Here is a 14,633-nt window from a genome sequence, read left to right on the forward strand (position 1 = left end):
AGAGATAGCCGGTCTCCCCCGCAAGTTTTTGGCCCCCAATGTCCGCAGATTGCGAGAAACCGTCGTTTAACCGCCGTGAAGTTCGCCGGCCGTTCGGGGGCGTGTGCTGTCCTCGCGCAGGCGAAAAGCTGTCATTCGAAGTGACCGATGGTCCAAAGACAGCAGAGCAATCCATAGCGGCCCTTGGCCGGAGATTGGCCCAATGACCGCATTGGCCGACGAAGCAACATTCGCCTTCGCCAATCGAACGACTGTTTACTGGGCGGACCCGACGTCTGAACGTCCGAGCGACGCGACGGGCGAATGACGCTTCCTGGCCGGTCACTGCCTCATGCAATCGGCATATGCGGCCCGGACTTCGCCGCGCAGCCATGGGACTGCTCGCGACCCTGTAAACGGCCCGTCAGTTTTACCAATAACGGCCGTTCAACAAACGCGGCTAACTTAGGAAGCGATTCGCGCTCCTTCCGCTCCATAGCGGTTCATCCGGAAGGCTTATCAGTGCTTTGTCGGGTAATTAAACTGTCTGCGAGAGCCTTCGATTCAAGGGCCAGCGGTATCACCGTCGATTTCGTTTGCATGATCTGTTTCACGGCACTTGCAGAAGGCCGATAGTGGCCACGCCATGCAAACCACAGCGCCGTGCAGGGAGCGCGCGATCTACACGCCAGCCAGCGCTGGCAACTCTGTCTCATACGACGTGCGCTCGGACCGGCGGTTCATCTGTGGTTGATGCATCACGTGGCTCGGACTCGGCACACTATCGACGCGCCTCTGTAAGCGCGACGGATAGCGGGCTTTTTTCCTGTCGAGAATAGCCCGACTCAAAAACTCAGCGCTATATGCTTTCAGCAAGTGCGCATGATGCGCTTCAATGTACGCGGCAATCTGTTCCTGTTCGCCGTGAATTGGGGCCAGCGACGTCAGCGTGCGCTCATCCCAACGGAAGCGCAGGCCGAGTTCTTCGAAAGCGGCGTTATAGGCGCAAAGTTGCGCCTCGACTTCCGCATCATGCGCGCTGTCTCGGGCATCGAATTGAGAGGGGTTCATGGTCGTCTCCTTCCGGCAAATGGCATGACCGAGAATAGAAGATCGGATAGGTAAACAATAATTAAAGTTTTTTCGAAAAATGGTAGGTTTTCACTTATACATGTAATTTCGTGTATCGCAGTCACGATGCGGAAGACACTCGCCCTCGTGTCGCACCGCGCACCGGTCCAGCATCACGATAGATCTGACTATATCCAAGGCCGCGACAACACGGGCGCACAAGTTCTTCGTCGGATGCGTCGGCCCCTTGTATTAGGGATGCTTAATGCAAATCATAAAATGTTTTAACTTTCGCTTATCGTCATTTTCGCGCAGCATCCCCTCACACCCGCTGTACGCCAATAGCTTTCACCCCCACTGTCGTGCGTTCAACGAGTAAGAATTTTCGTTAGTGCGCTTTTCTCTGGCCGACCATTGGCGCCTCTTTGCTCGCAGACATAGCAGCGACGAAGCGATTCGATCACGTAAGTCCAACGCGCCGCTCGAGTGCGACGGAAAATACAGGAGACGAAAGACATGGGACATTCCAACAGATCGGAGAACGGTCGTCCAGCGTTCTGGCATCACCGGTGGATTCAACTCACGATCGGCATCTTATGCATGGGGCTGGTCGCGAACCTGCAATACGCGTGGACGCTGTTCGTCGTCCCGATGGATAACGCTCACCACTGGGGCCAGGCGGGAATCCAGACCGCATTCACCATCTTCATCGTCACCGAAACCTGGCTCGTTCCCGTAGAAGGCTGGCTCGTCGACAAGTTCGGACCGCGCCCGGTGGTGACCGGCGGCGCGCTCTGCGCGGCGATCGGCTGGATGATCAATGCTCATGCAAGCAGTCTCACCGAACTCTACATCGCGGCAGTCATCGCCGGTATCGGCGCGGGCTGTGTGTATGGCACCTGCGTCGGGATGGCACTCAAATGGTTTCCGGACAAGCGCGGTCTCGCAGCCGGGTTGACGGCGGCAGGCTTCGGCGCCGGCGCAGCGGTCACGGTGATTCCGATTGCCAACATGATCCAGCGTTCGGGCTACGAGCATACATTCATGTTCTTCGGCATTTTCCAGGGCGTCTGCATCCTGCTGCTCGCCACCATGCTCGTACGGCCTAAACCGCCTGCCTACGCGGTCGCGCCTAAACGTATTGTCGCGAGCAAGATCGACTACACGTCCCGCGAAATGATCCGTTCGCCGCTGTTTTGGGTGCTCTATCTGATGTTCGTATTCGTCGCGGCCGGCGGCATCATTGCAACCGCTCAGCTCGGACCGATCGCCAAGGAATACGGCTTCGCCAGAATGCCAGTCAGCCTGCTGGGTATCACGCTACCGCTTCTCACGATGACGCTGTCCATCGACAATCTGTGCAACGGTTTCACTCGCCCTCTGTGCGGCTTTCTATCGGACCGCATTGGCCGTGAAAACACCATGTTCATGATCTTTCTCGGCGAAGGCGTCGCACTGCTCGGTCTGATGCAGTTCGGCCATAACCCGTACGCGTTCATGTTCTTCGCCGCCGCCGTATTCCTTTGCTGGGGCGAAATCTTCTCGATCTTCCCGGCGACCTGTGCGGACACGTTCGGCAGCAAATACGCCGCAGCGAATGCGGGGACGCTCTACACCGCGAAAGGGACTGCTTCGATGCTGGTGCCGGTTGCATCGGTGCTATCCGCGAACGGCGGATGGAGCACCGTGTTTATCTCAGCGGCCGTGATATCGATCGCGGCCGCCGTATCCGCGAAATTCATTCTCGCCCCCATGAGAAAGCGCTGGATCGAAAACTCAGGCGCGCCGGCCGGAGTGGCCGTCGCCGAGGCACGGCTGCAACCGTCGTCCGGCGGCTCGTCTGAATGAATGACCCCGTGAGCACGCCGCTCACGATTCAACTCATCACGCCCCGCTACCCAGGAGAGATGTCATGGCAGAAGCCGACCAGCCCATAACAGACGCTACGTCACAACAACAGGCAAGCGAAACGACCGATGGATTCCATCTCGTCATCGACGCGCTGAAACTGAACGACATCAAGACCATCTTCGGACTGGTCGGTATTCCCATCACCGACCTGGCTCGGCTTGCACAAGCGGAAGGGATGCGTTTCATCGGCTTCCGTCATGAGCAGCACGCAGGCAACGCGGCGGCGATTTCCGGCTACATCACGCAGAAGCCGGGCATTTGCCTGACCGTGTCGGCGCCGGGCTTTCTCAACGGTTTGACCGCCCTCGCCAACGCAACCACGAACTGTTTTCCGATGATCCTGATCAGCGGTTCGAGCGAACGCGAAATCGTCGATCTGCAGCAGGGAGATTACGAGGAAATGGATCAGTTGAACGCGGCCAGGCCTTACGCCAAGGCCGCATATCGCGTGCTGCATGCAGAAGACATCGGCATCGGCGTGGCGCGTGCGATCCGTGCAGCGGTGTCTGGCCGGCCGGGTGGCGTCTATCTGGACTTACCGGCCAAGCTGCTCGCTCAAACGCTAGACACCGTCAAGGCGCAGCAGTCGCTGGTGAAAGTGGTCGACGCCGCGCCGCGTCAGTTGCCGGCGCCGGAATCGGTCAAGCGTGCGATCGACGTGCTGAAAAGCGCAAAACGTCCGCTGATCCTGCTCGGCAAGGGGGCGGCGTATGCCCAAGCTGACGCGGAAATCCGCGCTTTCGTCGAACAAAGCGGCATTCCGTATCTGCCGATGTCGATGGCCAAGGGCTTGTTGCCCGACACGCACGAGCAATCCGCATCGGCAGCGCGCTCGTTCGTGCTGCAGGAAGCCGATGTTGTCTTGCTGATCGGAGCGCGTCTGAACTGGCTGCTGTCGCATGGCAAGGGTAACACGTGGGGCGCGGCGCCAAAGAAGCTCGTGCAGGTCGATATTTCGCCAACCGAAATCGACAGCAACGTCTCGATTGCCGCGCCGGTGATCGGCGATATCGGTTCGTGCGTGGCGGCACTTCGCGCCGGCCTCGATGCGAATTTCGCAAAACCGGGTGTCGAATGGACCGGTGCGATCGCCGAGCGCAAGAACAGAAATCTCGCGAAGATGGCCGCTACGCTCGACAAGAACCCGTCTCCGATGAATTTCCACAGTGCTTTGCGTGCGATCCGCGACGTGCTGAAGACGCGCCCGGACATCAACGTCGTCAACGAAGGTGCCAACACGCTCGACTACGCGCGCAGCATTATCGACATGGCCGAGCCGCGTAAACGCTTCGATTCGGGCACGTGGGGAATCATGGGTATCGGTATGGGTTTCGCGATCGGCGCGGCGGTAACGACCGGCAAACCGGTGGTCGCGATCGAAGGCGACAGCGCCTTCGGATTCAGCGGTATGGAACTCGAAACGATCTGCCGTTACGACTTGCCGGTTTGCACGGTCGTATTCAACAACAACGGCGTATATCGCGGCACCGACGTGAACCCGACGGGCGGCAAGGACGTCGCGCCTACGGTGTTCGTGAAGGGTGCGCGCTACGACAGGATGATCGAGGCATTCGGCGGCATCGGCTACCACGCGAGCACCCCGGAAGAACTGACGAAGGCACTACTCGAGGCAATCGCATCCGGCAAACCGAGCCTGATCAATGCCGTTATCGATGAAGCAGCCGGCACAGAGAGCGGCCGCCTGACCAATCTGAATCCGCAAAGCGCGGCAATGAAAAAGTAATCGGATTAACCAAGGAGATACCAACATGACCAAACCTCTCGAAGGCATCAAGATCATCGACTTCACGCATGTTCAGGCCGGTCCCGCGTGCACCCAGTTGCTCGCCTGGTTCGGTGCTGACGTGATCAAGGTCGAAAGGCCAGGTTCTGGCGATGTCACGCGCAACCAGTTGCGCGACATCCCGGATGCCGACGCGCTGTACTTCACGATGCTTAACAGCAACAAGAAGTCGCTGACGCTCGACACGAAGAAGCCGGAAGGCAAGGAAGTGCTCGAAAAACTGATCCGCGAATCCGATGTTCTGGTCGAAAATTTCGGACCGGGCGCATTGGACCGGATGGGTTTTTCCTGGGAACGTCTGAACGAACTCAACCCCAAGATGATCGTGGCCTCAGTGAAGGGTTTCAGCGACGGTCACCACTACGACGACCTGAAGGTCTACGAAAACGTTGCGCAATGCGCGGGCGGAGCGGCCTCCACCACCGGCTTCTGGGACGGTCCGCCGACCATCAGTGCCGCGGCGCTCGGCGACAGCAACACAGGCATGCATCTGGCGATCGGCATTCTGACTGCACTGCTGGGGCGCGACAAAACCGGCAAGGGCCAGAAGGTCGCTGTGTCGATGCAGGACAGCGTGCTGAACCTGTGCCGCGTCAAGCTTCGCGATCAGCAGAGGCTGGAGCGAGTGGGATATCTCGAGGAATATCCGCAGTATCCGCACGGCGAATTCGGCGATGTGGTGCCGCGTGGCGGCAATGCGGGCGGCGGTGGGCAGCCGGGTTGGGTGCTCAAATGCAAGGGCTGGGAAACGGATTCGAATGCCTACATCTATTTCACGATCCAGGGTCATGCATGGGAGCCGATCTGCAAAGCACTCGGCAAGCCCGAGTGGATCGATGACCCAGCCTATAAAACCGCTGAAGCGCGTCAACCGCATATCTTTGAGATCTTTAAAACCATCGAGGCCTGGCTCGCCAACAAGACCAAATTCGAAGCGGTCGACATCTTGCGTAAGTTCGACATTCCGTGTGCTCCAGTGCTGACGATGAAGGAACTGGCCAACGATCCTTCATTGCGCGCGAGCGGGACGATCGTCGAAGTACCGCACAAGAAACGTGGCTCGTATCTGACCGTCGGCAGCCCGATCAAATTCTCGGACATGAAGCCGGAAGTCACTGCGTCGCCGCTGCTCGGTGAGCATACGGACGAAGTGCTGGCCGGCCTTGGCTACAGCAAGCAGGAGATCTTCAATCTACGCGAAGTCAAAGCAGTTTAGCGGCGTCACGCAGGCCGGGATTCTGGCTCTGATGTGTAGATGCGGCGCCTCTGACGGTGCCGCATTCGATTCAAATCCACGTTTTTTCTTTGTAGGGGCGCCGTGCAAACTGCCATCGACTTTCAGCAACTTGCCAACGCAATCGGCGACGCGATCATCATCTCCGATGCCGGCGGCGGCATCACGTTCTGGAACCCCGCGGCCGAACGCATGTTCGGCTTTACGCAAAGCGAGGCGCTCGGCAAGTCGCTGGACCTGATCATTCCAGAACGCTTGCGCGGCCGCCATTGGGACGGCTATCACAAGACCATGGCCACGGGCGAAACCCGTTACGGCAATGATGTGTTGCGTGTCCCCTCCGTGCATAAAGACGGACGGTCAATGTCGATCGCATTTACAGTTGCATTGCTGCATTCGCCGCAAAATGAACTCAACGGCATCGTCGCCGTGATCCGCGACGAAACCGCCCGTTTCCAACAGGATCGCTTGTTACGCCAGCGTCTTGCGGAGTTAGAAGCATCCGCGGGCGTGTGAGCGGTTGGTTGAAGGCGCGGTCCACGTTCTAAGTCTGCCGCCAGGGCGGCGGAGTTGGGCAATGCCCTGGATTTTTGCGGATCGTCGACGATCTTGGGGATGTCGTCGAATACCGGTAGTGGCCGGACCCGGAAGTTCATCGGGCGCTGGTGAACTCTGCGGCTCCCGTTCACGGGCGAGTTTCCGTAGTCGACCCCTATGCTCAGGTCGCAACTATGCGCAGATGGTCATCGCGGCTCGGCCAGCCCCTTAAGGGGTGCGGTAGGATCTGGCGAAACCTACGCATAGTTACAGCGTCCGCAGGAATCGAATCAAAGCGCCCGGTGCTTGATACCGGCGAATCCTGGCATCGGGCGCCTCGAGCCGACCGAGTGCTTTCTCCTTCATCGCGAGGTCAGCGTCGACGTAGCGATGGGTTGTCATCGGGCTCTCGTGACCGAGCCACAAGGCGATCACGTTGAACGGAACGCCCGCCTGCAACAGGTGCATCGCGGTCGTATGTCTCAAGATGTGCGGTGAGACGCGCTTCTTGAGGAGGCTGGGCTGCTCCACACTCGCCGTCAGCAGCAGGTGCTCGCGCTGCGAGGACCAGCTCTCGCCCGGCTGGCCGAGTACGGCCACCATCGCTGCACGCGTGAGGTAGTTCAGCATCGGCCGCTCGAAGCGCTTCATCGGCACCGCCAGTGCGCGCTCGACGTCGTGCAACGAAGCCACGTCGCGGCGGCCGGCAAACTTCAGGAACGCGCGCAGCGCGGTGAGCCGCAAATTGCGGCGGCGAACCGAGTTCTTCCGATCCTGCTCCAGATGGTCAAGGAAGGCCAGAATCAGATCGGGTTGGATGTCGGCCAGCCGCATCGTGGTCGGTATCTTGTTGAGCTGGCGGCTGGCGAAGTCCAGAAACAGCAGCAAGGCGTCCCGGTAACAGGCCACGGTACGCGGACTGAGCGCCCGCTGCGCGACCAGGTACTCGGTAAAGAATTGCTGGACCAGCGCAGCGAACGAAGGCGGCTTCGGAGCAAGGGTCTTACGCATCTTGCACCTCCCTCCGGGCCGTGAACGACTCGAAACGTCCGGCGGCCAGCGCCATCAACTCGGGCACCGCCGAGAGGTACCAGTAGGTGTTGGTCACCATCGTATGTCCGACGTAGGTCGACAGCGACAGCATTGCCTGATCGATGTCCACGCCCTGGGCCTGCCACTGCACGATGCGGCGCACGACGAAGGTATGTCGCAGGTCATGGATGCGTGGGGCATGGTGCGCTCCGCGGTTGCCCCAGCCCAGCTGCTGGTGTAGGTCGCGGAAGACGCGATGCACCTGACGCTCGCCGAGCGGCAGACCTCGTCGTCGACCGCGGGTGCCGACGAAGAATGGGCCATCCTCCGCCGGCGGCACCTCGGCCAGGTCACGCAGCCGGCGATAGCGGCGCAAGGCATCCACGGTGCTCGGGTGCACGGGGATCTGCCGCGACTTGCCGAACTTGGTCCGGCGGATGGTCAGCATCCCGTCCTTGAGATCAATGTCGCCGTTGCGCAGCGACAGCGCCTCGCCGATCCGCAGCCCCGTGGCGGCGATCAGTCCAAACAGCGCTTCGTAGACGGCGCCGCGTAGCCCCGGCGATGGCCCGAGTCGGCGCGCGCGAGCAAGTAGGTCAACGATCTCTTCCTCGCTGAAGATGTGTGGCGCTTGCCGCTCGGGCAACCGTCCGAAGATCGAATCATCGGGCACCTCAGTGCGCGGCTCGAACTGCTGCAGCCAGCGCAGGAACGTGCGCAGCCTCTTCAGCCGTCGCGCCCAGGTCCGCGAGTCATTACCCTCGTGGCGGTCGCTTCGGGCCCAGGCGGCCATGAGTTCCACCGTCAAGGCGCCGCAATGGCCGGCAGCGTGGACATGGCGTGCGAAGCTGCGTAGGACGTAGCCATCATCGGATGTGGCTGAATTTTCGGTCGGCGTAAACATGTACAGATCACTGACCTGGGATCGGGGCAAAGAGATGGCTGGGCACAAGCGCTTCACGGTGGCTACTGACATCGCAGTTTACTTCTGCGATCCGCAGCATCCATGGCAACGCGGCTCGAACGAAAACACGAATGGAATGCTGAGGCAGTACTTCCCGAAAGGTACCGATCTCTCCGTCTACTCACAGGCCCGGCTTAATGCAGTAGCAAGGCGGCTCAATGAACGCCCTCGGAAAACACTAAACTTCGACACACCAGCTGAGCGATTTCATCAAACTGTTGCATCGACCGGTTGAATCCGCAACCCAAAAGGGACGTTCGATTTCTCCGAAAGCGGTCGTTCAGCGTGAAGGAGAGTTGCTAGCTATCTCGTGCTTCGCCTGTCGCGTAATCAAGCCGATACACAGTTCGATTGAAATCCACGGCTTCGATGTGGTCCGGCAGCAAGCGAAAGCCTTCCGAGAATACGTCCGCGCCAGATGCCTGCCACATGAGTTGTCCCTCTAGTGACAGGCGAGAAATCTCAAGTTCCCCATGTGAAATGAGAGCACCCCGACCATGTTCCCAGTGGATACCGAAGCATGTGGCCATATCTACTTGGGTTGACCATACCAGCCGATGCGGCAGCGTAAACGCGAGGCAGGCCACGTGATCGCCGACCGCAAGATAAAGCTTGTCGTCGAGCACTAGCGCAGAATGACCATGCACTGATGAGCAGCCTCCACCCGCGCCAACGACCATTATCCCGCTACCGTTCAGGGCTATCCCATGGACAGATATTGGGGTGTCTGGCGTGAGCAGTACCTCAATCTCATACGAACGCGCATTGTCTTGTGACTTAAACGAGTACGTGGGCTCGTCAACAACGCTAAGTAGGCCAAACTCGGTGTTGATTTGTTGCACTTCGAAGTGTCGTAGGTTTTGGTGAGTCCGATTGTCGACGATTTGGGCATCGGTGTCGAACGACCGTTTGTGGCCGAGCGGCGACATCCTCGAAGACCTTCACATTCGGACGATCTTCTGGGGACATTGAGCACGGTTACCGGCCTGCGCTCAGTTCCTGCTGTCGCCGCACTCGCGCGTCCTCCTCAAAACGTGTCTCTTCGAGTTCCTGCAGCACGCCATCGAGGTCCACACGTCGCGTGTCGACCTCGATGCGGCCGGTCAGTTCGGCATCGACATGCAGCCGGCCTGCTTCGAAGAGCGTCCAGATCTCCGTGCCATAATTTGCGGTGAGTATTTGCGGGGCAAATCGCCCGAAGTACGCGGCCAGGTTGTCGACGTCACGCTTGAGCATCGAGGCGGCTTCATTGTTGCCGGTTGCGTCGACGAGCCCGGCGGACAGCACCCGACCCGAAGCTGTCTATCGATCGCAGAAGATCAAGTGGCCGGTATGCGAAGGCGGATTCAACCGGCCACTGGGTCCAGATCAGAGCCGGTTCCCCATGCGGAGGTTACGCAGGACACCTGGCTGGGCACTAGACGGCCGCTTCAGCATAGCTGCCCGGCAGTTCCCGGTCAGTACCGCTTTTTCGGCGGCAACGACCGTTTGATCTGCTTGCGCAGGCGTGCCGCTGCAGCAGCTTTTTTGCGCTTGCGTTCTGCGGTAGGTTTTTCGTAGGCTGTCCGGGCACGAAGCTCCGGAATCAAGCCGGTGCGCTCGATCGCGCGACGGAAACGGCGTATTGCAACTTCCACGGGCTCGTCGGGTTTCAGAATTACGGTAGTCAATTTTTTCCTTGGTTGAGCGCTCGCCGGGTAACTGCTGCCGCGGCAGGTGCACTATGAAGACATCTCTTGTTCGTCCGCTCTCACCTCGATCGTGCCGCCGTGTGCCGCGGTTATTTAGCAGCGCTCGTGGCACTGCAAGATCACTGACGCTTCGAAGCCTCCTTCTTCAGCTTCTTCGCGTCCTTCTTTTCCTTCGGCGTTCACGTGGCGACTTTCTTTTCCGTCTTCTTGGCGTCATGGGCTTTGCTCACGATGGCCTCCTTTTATGTCGAATTTGACAGTGTACGACGCAACGCCCCTTTCGGCAGGCATGGGTTGACTCAAAAATACGCCGAGGCGCTCGCAATTAGGGTCGCGTGCCTGCCGCACGGTTGCCCGGCCGGTCGACATAAAGCGGGACTGAAATCAACGTGGAAGCACCGAGGTTGGCCGGATCGACGTGCGGTTCGATTTCGATGCGGTTAGGGTAATGGCCGCTCGGCTCGTCAATGAGGACGTGCTGGCTCGTCACGAAGAATAGTCGCCTCTCTCGGGAAGAAAAAACCGCTCGGGCTCGTCACCATCGTATCCTGCGGAACGTATGCAATCGGATAGCCGTTAGCAGCAGTGAGAATCCATGAAATTTTCCTGCCCGTTTGGCCTTATCTCGATGCAACCCGAAAAGCGTAATCGGCGGCTCTCGACGGTGGTCTCTCAGATCACTCTGGAACCGCAATATCGCCCTTCACGAGTTGCCAGCCGTACACCTCGGCAAAATTCTTCGCGCTCTGTGGATCGTCGAATAGAGGCATGTCCGGGCAACCGCAAAACGGATAGATGACCCGCTTGTCGTAAAGGCGGGTCACCTTCAAGGTCGGAACGGCGCCATTTATCGTCCGGCGGGACGAGGCGACGACCTCATAGTTCTTCTCGCCTAGCATAGATGCTGTATTCACGTTTCCTCGCGCATTGGACCGTATCGCCGTTCGCTCATAGATCACGCGTAGACTGCCCGTCAACCTCGCCATCAATCAGGCGCTCCGCATAGTCGTTGGATGCCCTGCGCGCCTCGCCCGCATCGCCAAACGGCGCACGATGTGGGATCCGAAATACGCGGCTGGCCGTCAGTGTGTCGTCGGTGCCTCGGCGGCATATCCTGACGGCAGCGTCAAAGCCGGCATCATAGTCGAATGACCCAACGGCCTCCCGGGGAATGTGGGAATAGACGAGGGGATAGATCTCCAACCCTCTGTAAGTTCTGACGTACTGGCTCATGATGTAGTCCAAAGGTGTGAGCCATGACGAGAGGTAGCCGGGGACCGCCCAGCGTGTGGCAAATGGGCGATTGCCGCAAACGAAATGGCGACGCAGCGCGCCGCAGAGCTCGGGATGGAGCAACTATCGCAGCGGCGCAGCTAGCGGAATCGGCGTCCGCAGAGGGAATATCGCTTCCTCTGGAACGAGCAGAGAACTGATCAGCAGTAGACGGGAATCAAGTGCCGCCCGTGGAACGCGAACTCCGAGGGACGACGGGCATGAGAGAAGCCTAGAACCGACGCAAGCAGTATACCACCCGGCCCTGTAGTGGGCCGCCCCCCTTTTTATCGGGTTCTGTCGCGCTAATGCGCTGGGGTAAAATTCAGCGAACGGAAATTGCAGACGCTAAAGATGACCAGGACGACAAAGACACCGCGTGAGACATTGCCGCCTGGGATCGCCAAGTTGCTGAAGCGACTGCACTACCCACTGGAGGTGATTGTGCTGTGCGTGCGGTGGTACGTGGCGTACTCGCTGAGCCTGCGAAATCTGGAAGAGATGATGGCGGAACGCGGTTTCGAGGTGGACCATTCGACGGTACATCGCTGGGTGATCAAACTCGTGCAGTTGTTCGAAAAAGCGTTTCGCCAACATAAGCGGCCGGTCGGCAAGAGCTGGAGGATGGACGAAACGTACATCAAGGTGCGCGGCCAGTGGAAGTACTTGTATCGTGCGGTGGATAAGGCCGGAAAGACCGTCGATTTCCTGCTGCGAGCCCATCGTGACAAGGCTGCCGCGCGTCGCTACTTCGAGAAATCCATCGATCAGAACGGCGAACCGGAGACCATCACCGTAGACAAAAGCGGTGCCAATCTGGCCGCACTGCAAGCCATCAACGCCGAACGGAAAACGCCCATCAAGGTGCGCCAGGTCAAATATCTGAACAACGTTGTCGAACAGGACCATCGCGCGATCAAACGTATCGTCAAACCCATGATGGGTTTCAAGGATCTTCGTTGCGCCCGCATCATCCTGTCGGGCATCGAACTGATGCATATGATCAGAAAGGGCCAAATGAAAGATGCTGGCGCAGAGCGGACCGCTGCCGAGCAATTCCATTCGCTCATCATGTAAGCAATCCTGACCATATGGGACTTGCGTATCCTGCCGCCCTTATCGCGACACAACCGAGAAAACTAATGCCAGGCAGCCGCTAACAGTTGTTGATGGTCTCGTGGAGGTGCCCGGTAGTCAGATTCTTGACGGCGACCAGTGGACCCCTCAACTCCTGGCATTATCTCGCGGGCCACAACCGCCCGGTTCACGAGGTTCTCTTCGCGAAGCCACATTCACTGGCGCACGAATACGACGCCGGATTTGTCGGCATGACGGTCGAAGAAGTCAGCCTCGAACAGTTCGAGGCAGTTCAGGCACAGCTTCATCATGATTTGCCCCACGCCCTAACCCCGAAGCATCGTGATTTTCTTCTTTCCCTGCTCAGCCTCGAGCCGGACTGGGCACTAATGCCCTACGACCATCTGCGCGACCTGCCCGCGGTCCGCTGGAAGCTCGAGAACCTGCGCAAACTCTACCCGCGCGACAGACAGCGCTTTGCCGAGCAGGAGACTCTGCTGCGTGCAACATTTTCCGCGCTTGATCACCGTGATGACCGCAGCCAGAGAATCGCGCGCCTACTGTGATTGCCGGGCGTTGTGGGCAATGACAACTGGGACGACATGCTTGTGTGCGCTGTATCTGTAACGTCTTCGGTGCCCGGACGTAAGGCGCGCAGCACGCGCATTGCTGTCTCGCGTCTCGTTCCTATCGGTTGTGAGGCCGACCTCGCTTTGGCGCGCGCTCCCACGTTACCCGTTCGTGATCTGCTTACAGGAACGCGCCTGTCATTGCGGCCTGAGGTGCAGATCGTTGCTGACGGAATGCACCCCCGAAACGCCGTGCGTCACTGCAAGCGCTTCCAGAATCTGTTCCTCCGAATCCACGTATCCCGACAACTGTACAACGCCTCGATACGTTGCCACACTCACCGGCAACGATCTTAGCGCCGGGTCCGCGACAAGCGCCTGCTTCACCCGGCCGGCGAGCGTAGCGTCGTCAGTGGCGATCACCCTCGGCGCGGCCGTGCGTGGCGTCGCCGTCGACTTACAGCCGTTGGTGAAGACGAACGCGGACAACGCGAACACCGCGACGATCAGCAACCGGCTTTTAATGTGTGGCGCGTTTCGCATGTCGGTTTTGACATTCAGATTCTTTCATTAAACAGGGACCGCACCATGATGTCGACTCTCCAAGATAAGCTCTAGTTGATGAGCTGAAAACCGGGCCTAGTAGCGTTGTCCAGCTTTATCGAAACGTTCGTGCCTCCGGTGGTCTGGTAGGTGTCGTGGCAGATGTCGTTACGACGAGAAGAAAACGTCCGATGCAGGGCAGATTACCGGTCGTCAGAGGTCCCTGGGCGCAGCTTGGTCCAGTATGGCTCCAGGGAGACAAGAAATCGCTTCGCTCTGAGCGGGTGTCGTCGTCCCCATAACGGTGGACGAGGGCCGTGGTGTCCACGGTTACGACACCATAGCCCGGATATCGACGCAGATTACGAAGGAACACGTGATTGGCGACGCAAGCGATAGGCTACATCATTTCACGAGAGATCCTGAGGCGGGCGTCTTCAACAGGCTGGGATGAGAGCTCGAATCGCATCTCGCGAATGATTGCAGGACGACTGCCCGATGTGACCATTCGCGGCCGCGCTCACCGATCACCGGTGCTGCACTTTCCGTGTCGCCATGTAGGTGTCGAACTGGCCCGCATGCAGCCGGCTGAGCTCCTGGCGCAGCCCGATGAGTTCATGCTGGTCGCTTTCGTGCTCCCAGCGCCGGATTTCTCCGAGCAGGGCCGTCGCGCGCGATGCCGCCTGGTCACGCTGTACGCGCGCCTCACCTAACCTGCCGGCGAGCGCCGGCTTCACCAACAGCAGCCATGCCGGGAACCAGGAATAGTCGTCGACCTCGCCGGTGCCAGGGAATTCGGCATCGAAGCGCCGGCGCGGCGCGTCCAGCGAAGCATCACCCAAGGCGGGCAACAACGCCACGAACCTCGCGGGCGCCAGCCACGCCAGCTGCGCGAGCAGCGGCCACGCCGCATCCAGGCCGGCCGCCCGGTAGCGTGCCTCGGTCATCC

General features: G+C 59.3%; 15 protein-coding genes and 2 pseudogenes. 7 read left to right on the plus strand and 10 right to left on the minus strand.

Going from position 1 to position 14,633, the window contains the following annotated elements; genetic code table 11:
- Nucleotides 1-660: 660 nt before the first annotated feature.
- A complete protein-coding gene (locus tag OKW29_RS12645) occupies nt 661-1,050 on the minus strand; it encodes a hypothetical protein (protein WP_429291283.1) in 390 nt (129 codons plus the stop codon).
- Nucleotides 1,051-1,566: 516 nt separating this feature from the next.
- Between OKW29_RS12645 and oxlT the strand changes: the two genes are divergently transcribed.
- The 4 genes from oxlT (at nt 1,567) to OKW29_RS12665 (ending at nt 6,515) form a co-directional block, all read left to right on the plus strand.
- Nucleotides 1,567-2,898 (plus strand): oxalate/formate MFS antiporter, encoded by a 1,332-nt coding sequence (gene oxlT / locus OKW29_RS12650; RefSeq protein WP_429291284.1) that lies wholly within the window; start codon nt 1,567-1,569, stop codon nt 2,896-2,898.
- A 64-nt stretch (nt 2,899-2,962) separates the two neighbouring features.
- Nucleotides 2,963-4,705 carry an oxalyl-CoA decarboxylase gene (oxc, locus tag OKW29_RS12655; protein ID WP_429291285.1) on the plus strand — a complete coding sequence of 581 codons (1,743 nt, stop codon included), beginning with the start codon at nt 2,963-2,965 and terminating at the stop codon, nt 4,703-4,705.
- A gap of 25 nt (nt 4,706-4,730) precedes the next feature.
- The gene (gene frc / locus OKW29_RS12660; protein ID WP_429291286.1) at nt 4,731-5,981 is read left to right on the plus strand and encodes a formyl-CoA transferase; all 1,251 of its coding nucleotides are present in this window, start codon (nt 4,731-4,733) and stop codon (nt 5,979-5,981) included.
- A 102-nt stretch (nt 5,982-6,083) separates the two neighbouring features.
- Nucleotides 6,084-6,515, plus strand: a complete 432-nt coding sequence (locus tag OKW29_RS12665; protein ID WP_184040883.1) for a PAS domain-containing protein — start codon at nt 6,084-6,086, stop codon at nt 6,513-6,515.
- Between the two features lie 288 nt (nt 6,516-6,803).
- On the opposite strand, the gene OKW29_RS12670 is transcribed toward OKW29_RS12665, so the two are convergent.
- Together OKW29_RS12670 and OKW29_RS12675 are read right to left on the minus strand one after the other, a co-directional pair.
- Nucleotides 6,804-7,547 carry a tyrosine-type recombinase/integrase gene (locus tag OKW29_RS12670; protein WP_429291287.1) on the minus strand — a complete coding sequence of 248 codons (744 nt, stop codon included), beginning with the start codon at nt 7,545-7,547 and terminating at the stop codon, nt 6,804-6,806.
- Nucleotides 7,540-8,361, minus strand: a complete 822-nt coding sequence (locus tag OKW29_RS12675; RefSeq protein ID WP_429291288.1) for a tyrosine-type recombinase/integrase — start codon at nt 8,359-8,361, stop codon at nt 7,540-7,542. The genes OKW29_RS12670 and OKW29_RS12675 overlap by 8 nt, the downstream gene beginning before the upstream one ends.
- Before the next feature lie 109 nt (nt 8,362-8,470).
- Here OKW29_RS12675 and OKW29_RS12680 point away from each other — a divergent pair.
- Nucleotides 8,471-8,767: pseudogene (locus OKW29_RS12680) on the plus strand (IS30 family transposase); the annotation flags it as partial.
- 64 nt (nt 8,768-8,831) lie between these two features.
- On the opposite strand, the gene OKW29_RS12685 reads toward OKW29_RS12680, so the two are convergent.
- The 5 genes and pseudogenes from OKW29_RS12685 to OKW29_RS12705 form a co-directional block, all read right to left on the minus strand.
- Nucleotides 8,832-9,461 (minus strand): hypothetical protein, encoded by a 630-nt coding sequence (locus OKW29_RS12685; protein WP_429291289.1) that lies wholly within the window; start codon nt 9,459-9,461, stop codon nt 8,832-8,834.
- Between the two features lie 49 nt (nt 9,462-9,510).
- A pseudogene (locus OKW29_RS12690) lies at nt 9,511-9,801 on the minus strand (PA4780 family RIO1-like protein kinase); the annotation flags it as partial.
- A gap of 188 nt (nt 9,802-9,989) precedes the next feature.
- Complete coding sequence (gene rpsU / locus OKW29_RS12695; protein ID WP_090812766.1) at nt 9,990-10,202, minus strand: 30S ribosomal protein S21; 213 nt, start codon at nt 10,200-10,202, stop codon at nt 9,990-9,992.
- A gap of 698 nt (nt 10,203-10,900) precedes the next feature.
- On the minus strand, nt 10,901-11,137 hold the full coding sequence (locus OKW29_RS12700; protein ID WP_429291290.1) for a DUF6723 family protein: 237 nt from the start codon (nt 11,135-11,137) through the stop codon (nt 10,901-10,903).
- Nucleotides 11,138-11,171: 34 nt separating this feature from the next.
- Complete coding sequence (locus OKW29_RS12705) at nt 11,172-11,456, minus strand: hypothetical protein (protein ID WP_429291291.1); 285 nt, start codon at nt 11,454-11,456, stop codon at nt 11,172-11,174.
- Between the two features lie 393 nt (nt 11,457-11,849).
- Here OKW29_RS12705 and OKW29_RS12710 point away from each other — a divergent pair, with 393 nt between their 5' ends.
- Together OKW29_RS12710 and OKW29_RS12715 are read left to right on the plus strand one after the other, a co-directional pair.
- Nucleotides 11,850-12,572, plus strand: coding sequence for an IS6 family transposase (locus OKW29_RS12710; protein WP_429291292.1), 723 nt, complete (start codon nt 11,850-11,852; stop codon nt 12,570-12,572).
- A gap of 125 nt (nt 12,573-12,697) precedes the next feature.
- Nucleotides 12,698-13,138 carry a hypothetical protein gene (locus tag OKW29_RS12715; protein ID WP_429291293.1) on the plus strand — a complete coding sequence of 147 codons (441 nt, stop codon included), beginning with the start codon at nt 12,698-12,700 and terminating at the stop codon, nt 13,136-13,138.
- A gap of 201 nt (nt 13,139-13,339) precedes the next feature.
- Here the strand turns inward: OKW29_RS12715 and OKW29_RS12720 are convergent, their stop codons facing one another.
- Together OKW29_RS12720 and OKW29_RS12725 are read right to left on the minus strand one after the other, a co-directional pair.
- Nucleotides 13,340-13,684, minus strand: a complete 345-nt coding sequence (locus tag OKW29_RS12720) for a BON domain-containing protein (RefSeq protein ID WP_429291294.1) — start codon at nt 13,682-13,684, stop codon at nt 13,340-13,342.
- A 527-nt stretch (nt 13,685-14,211) separates the two neighbouring features.
- Complete coding sequence (locus tag OKW29_RS12725; RefSeq protein WP_429291295.1) at nt 14,212-14,631, minus strand: hypothetical protein; 420 nt, start codon at nt 14,629-14,631, stop codon at nt 14,212-14,214.
- Nucleotides 14,632-14,633: the final 2 nt, after the last annotated feature.

Source organism: Paraburkholderia sp. CI3 (assembly GCF_050436505.1).
Lineage (GTDB): Bacteria > Pseudomonadota > Gammaproteobacteria > Burkholderiales > Burkholderiaceae > Paraburkholderia > Paraburkholderia tuberum.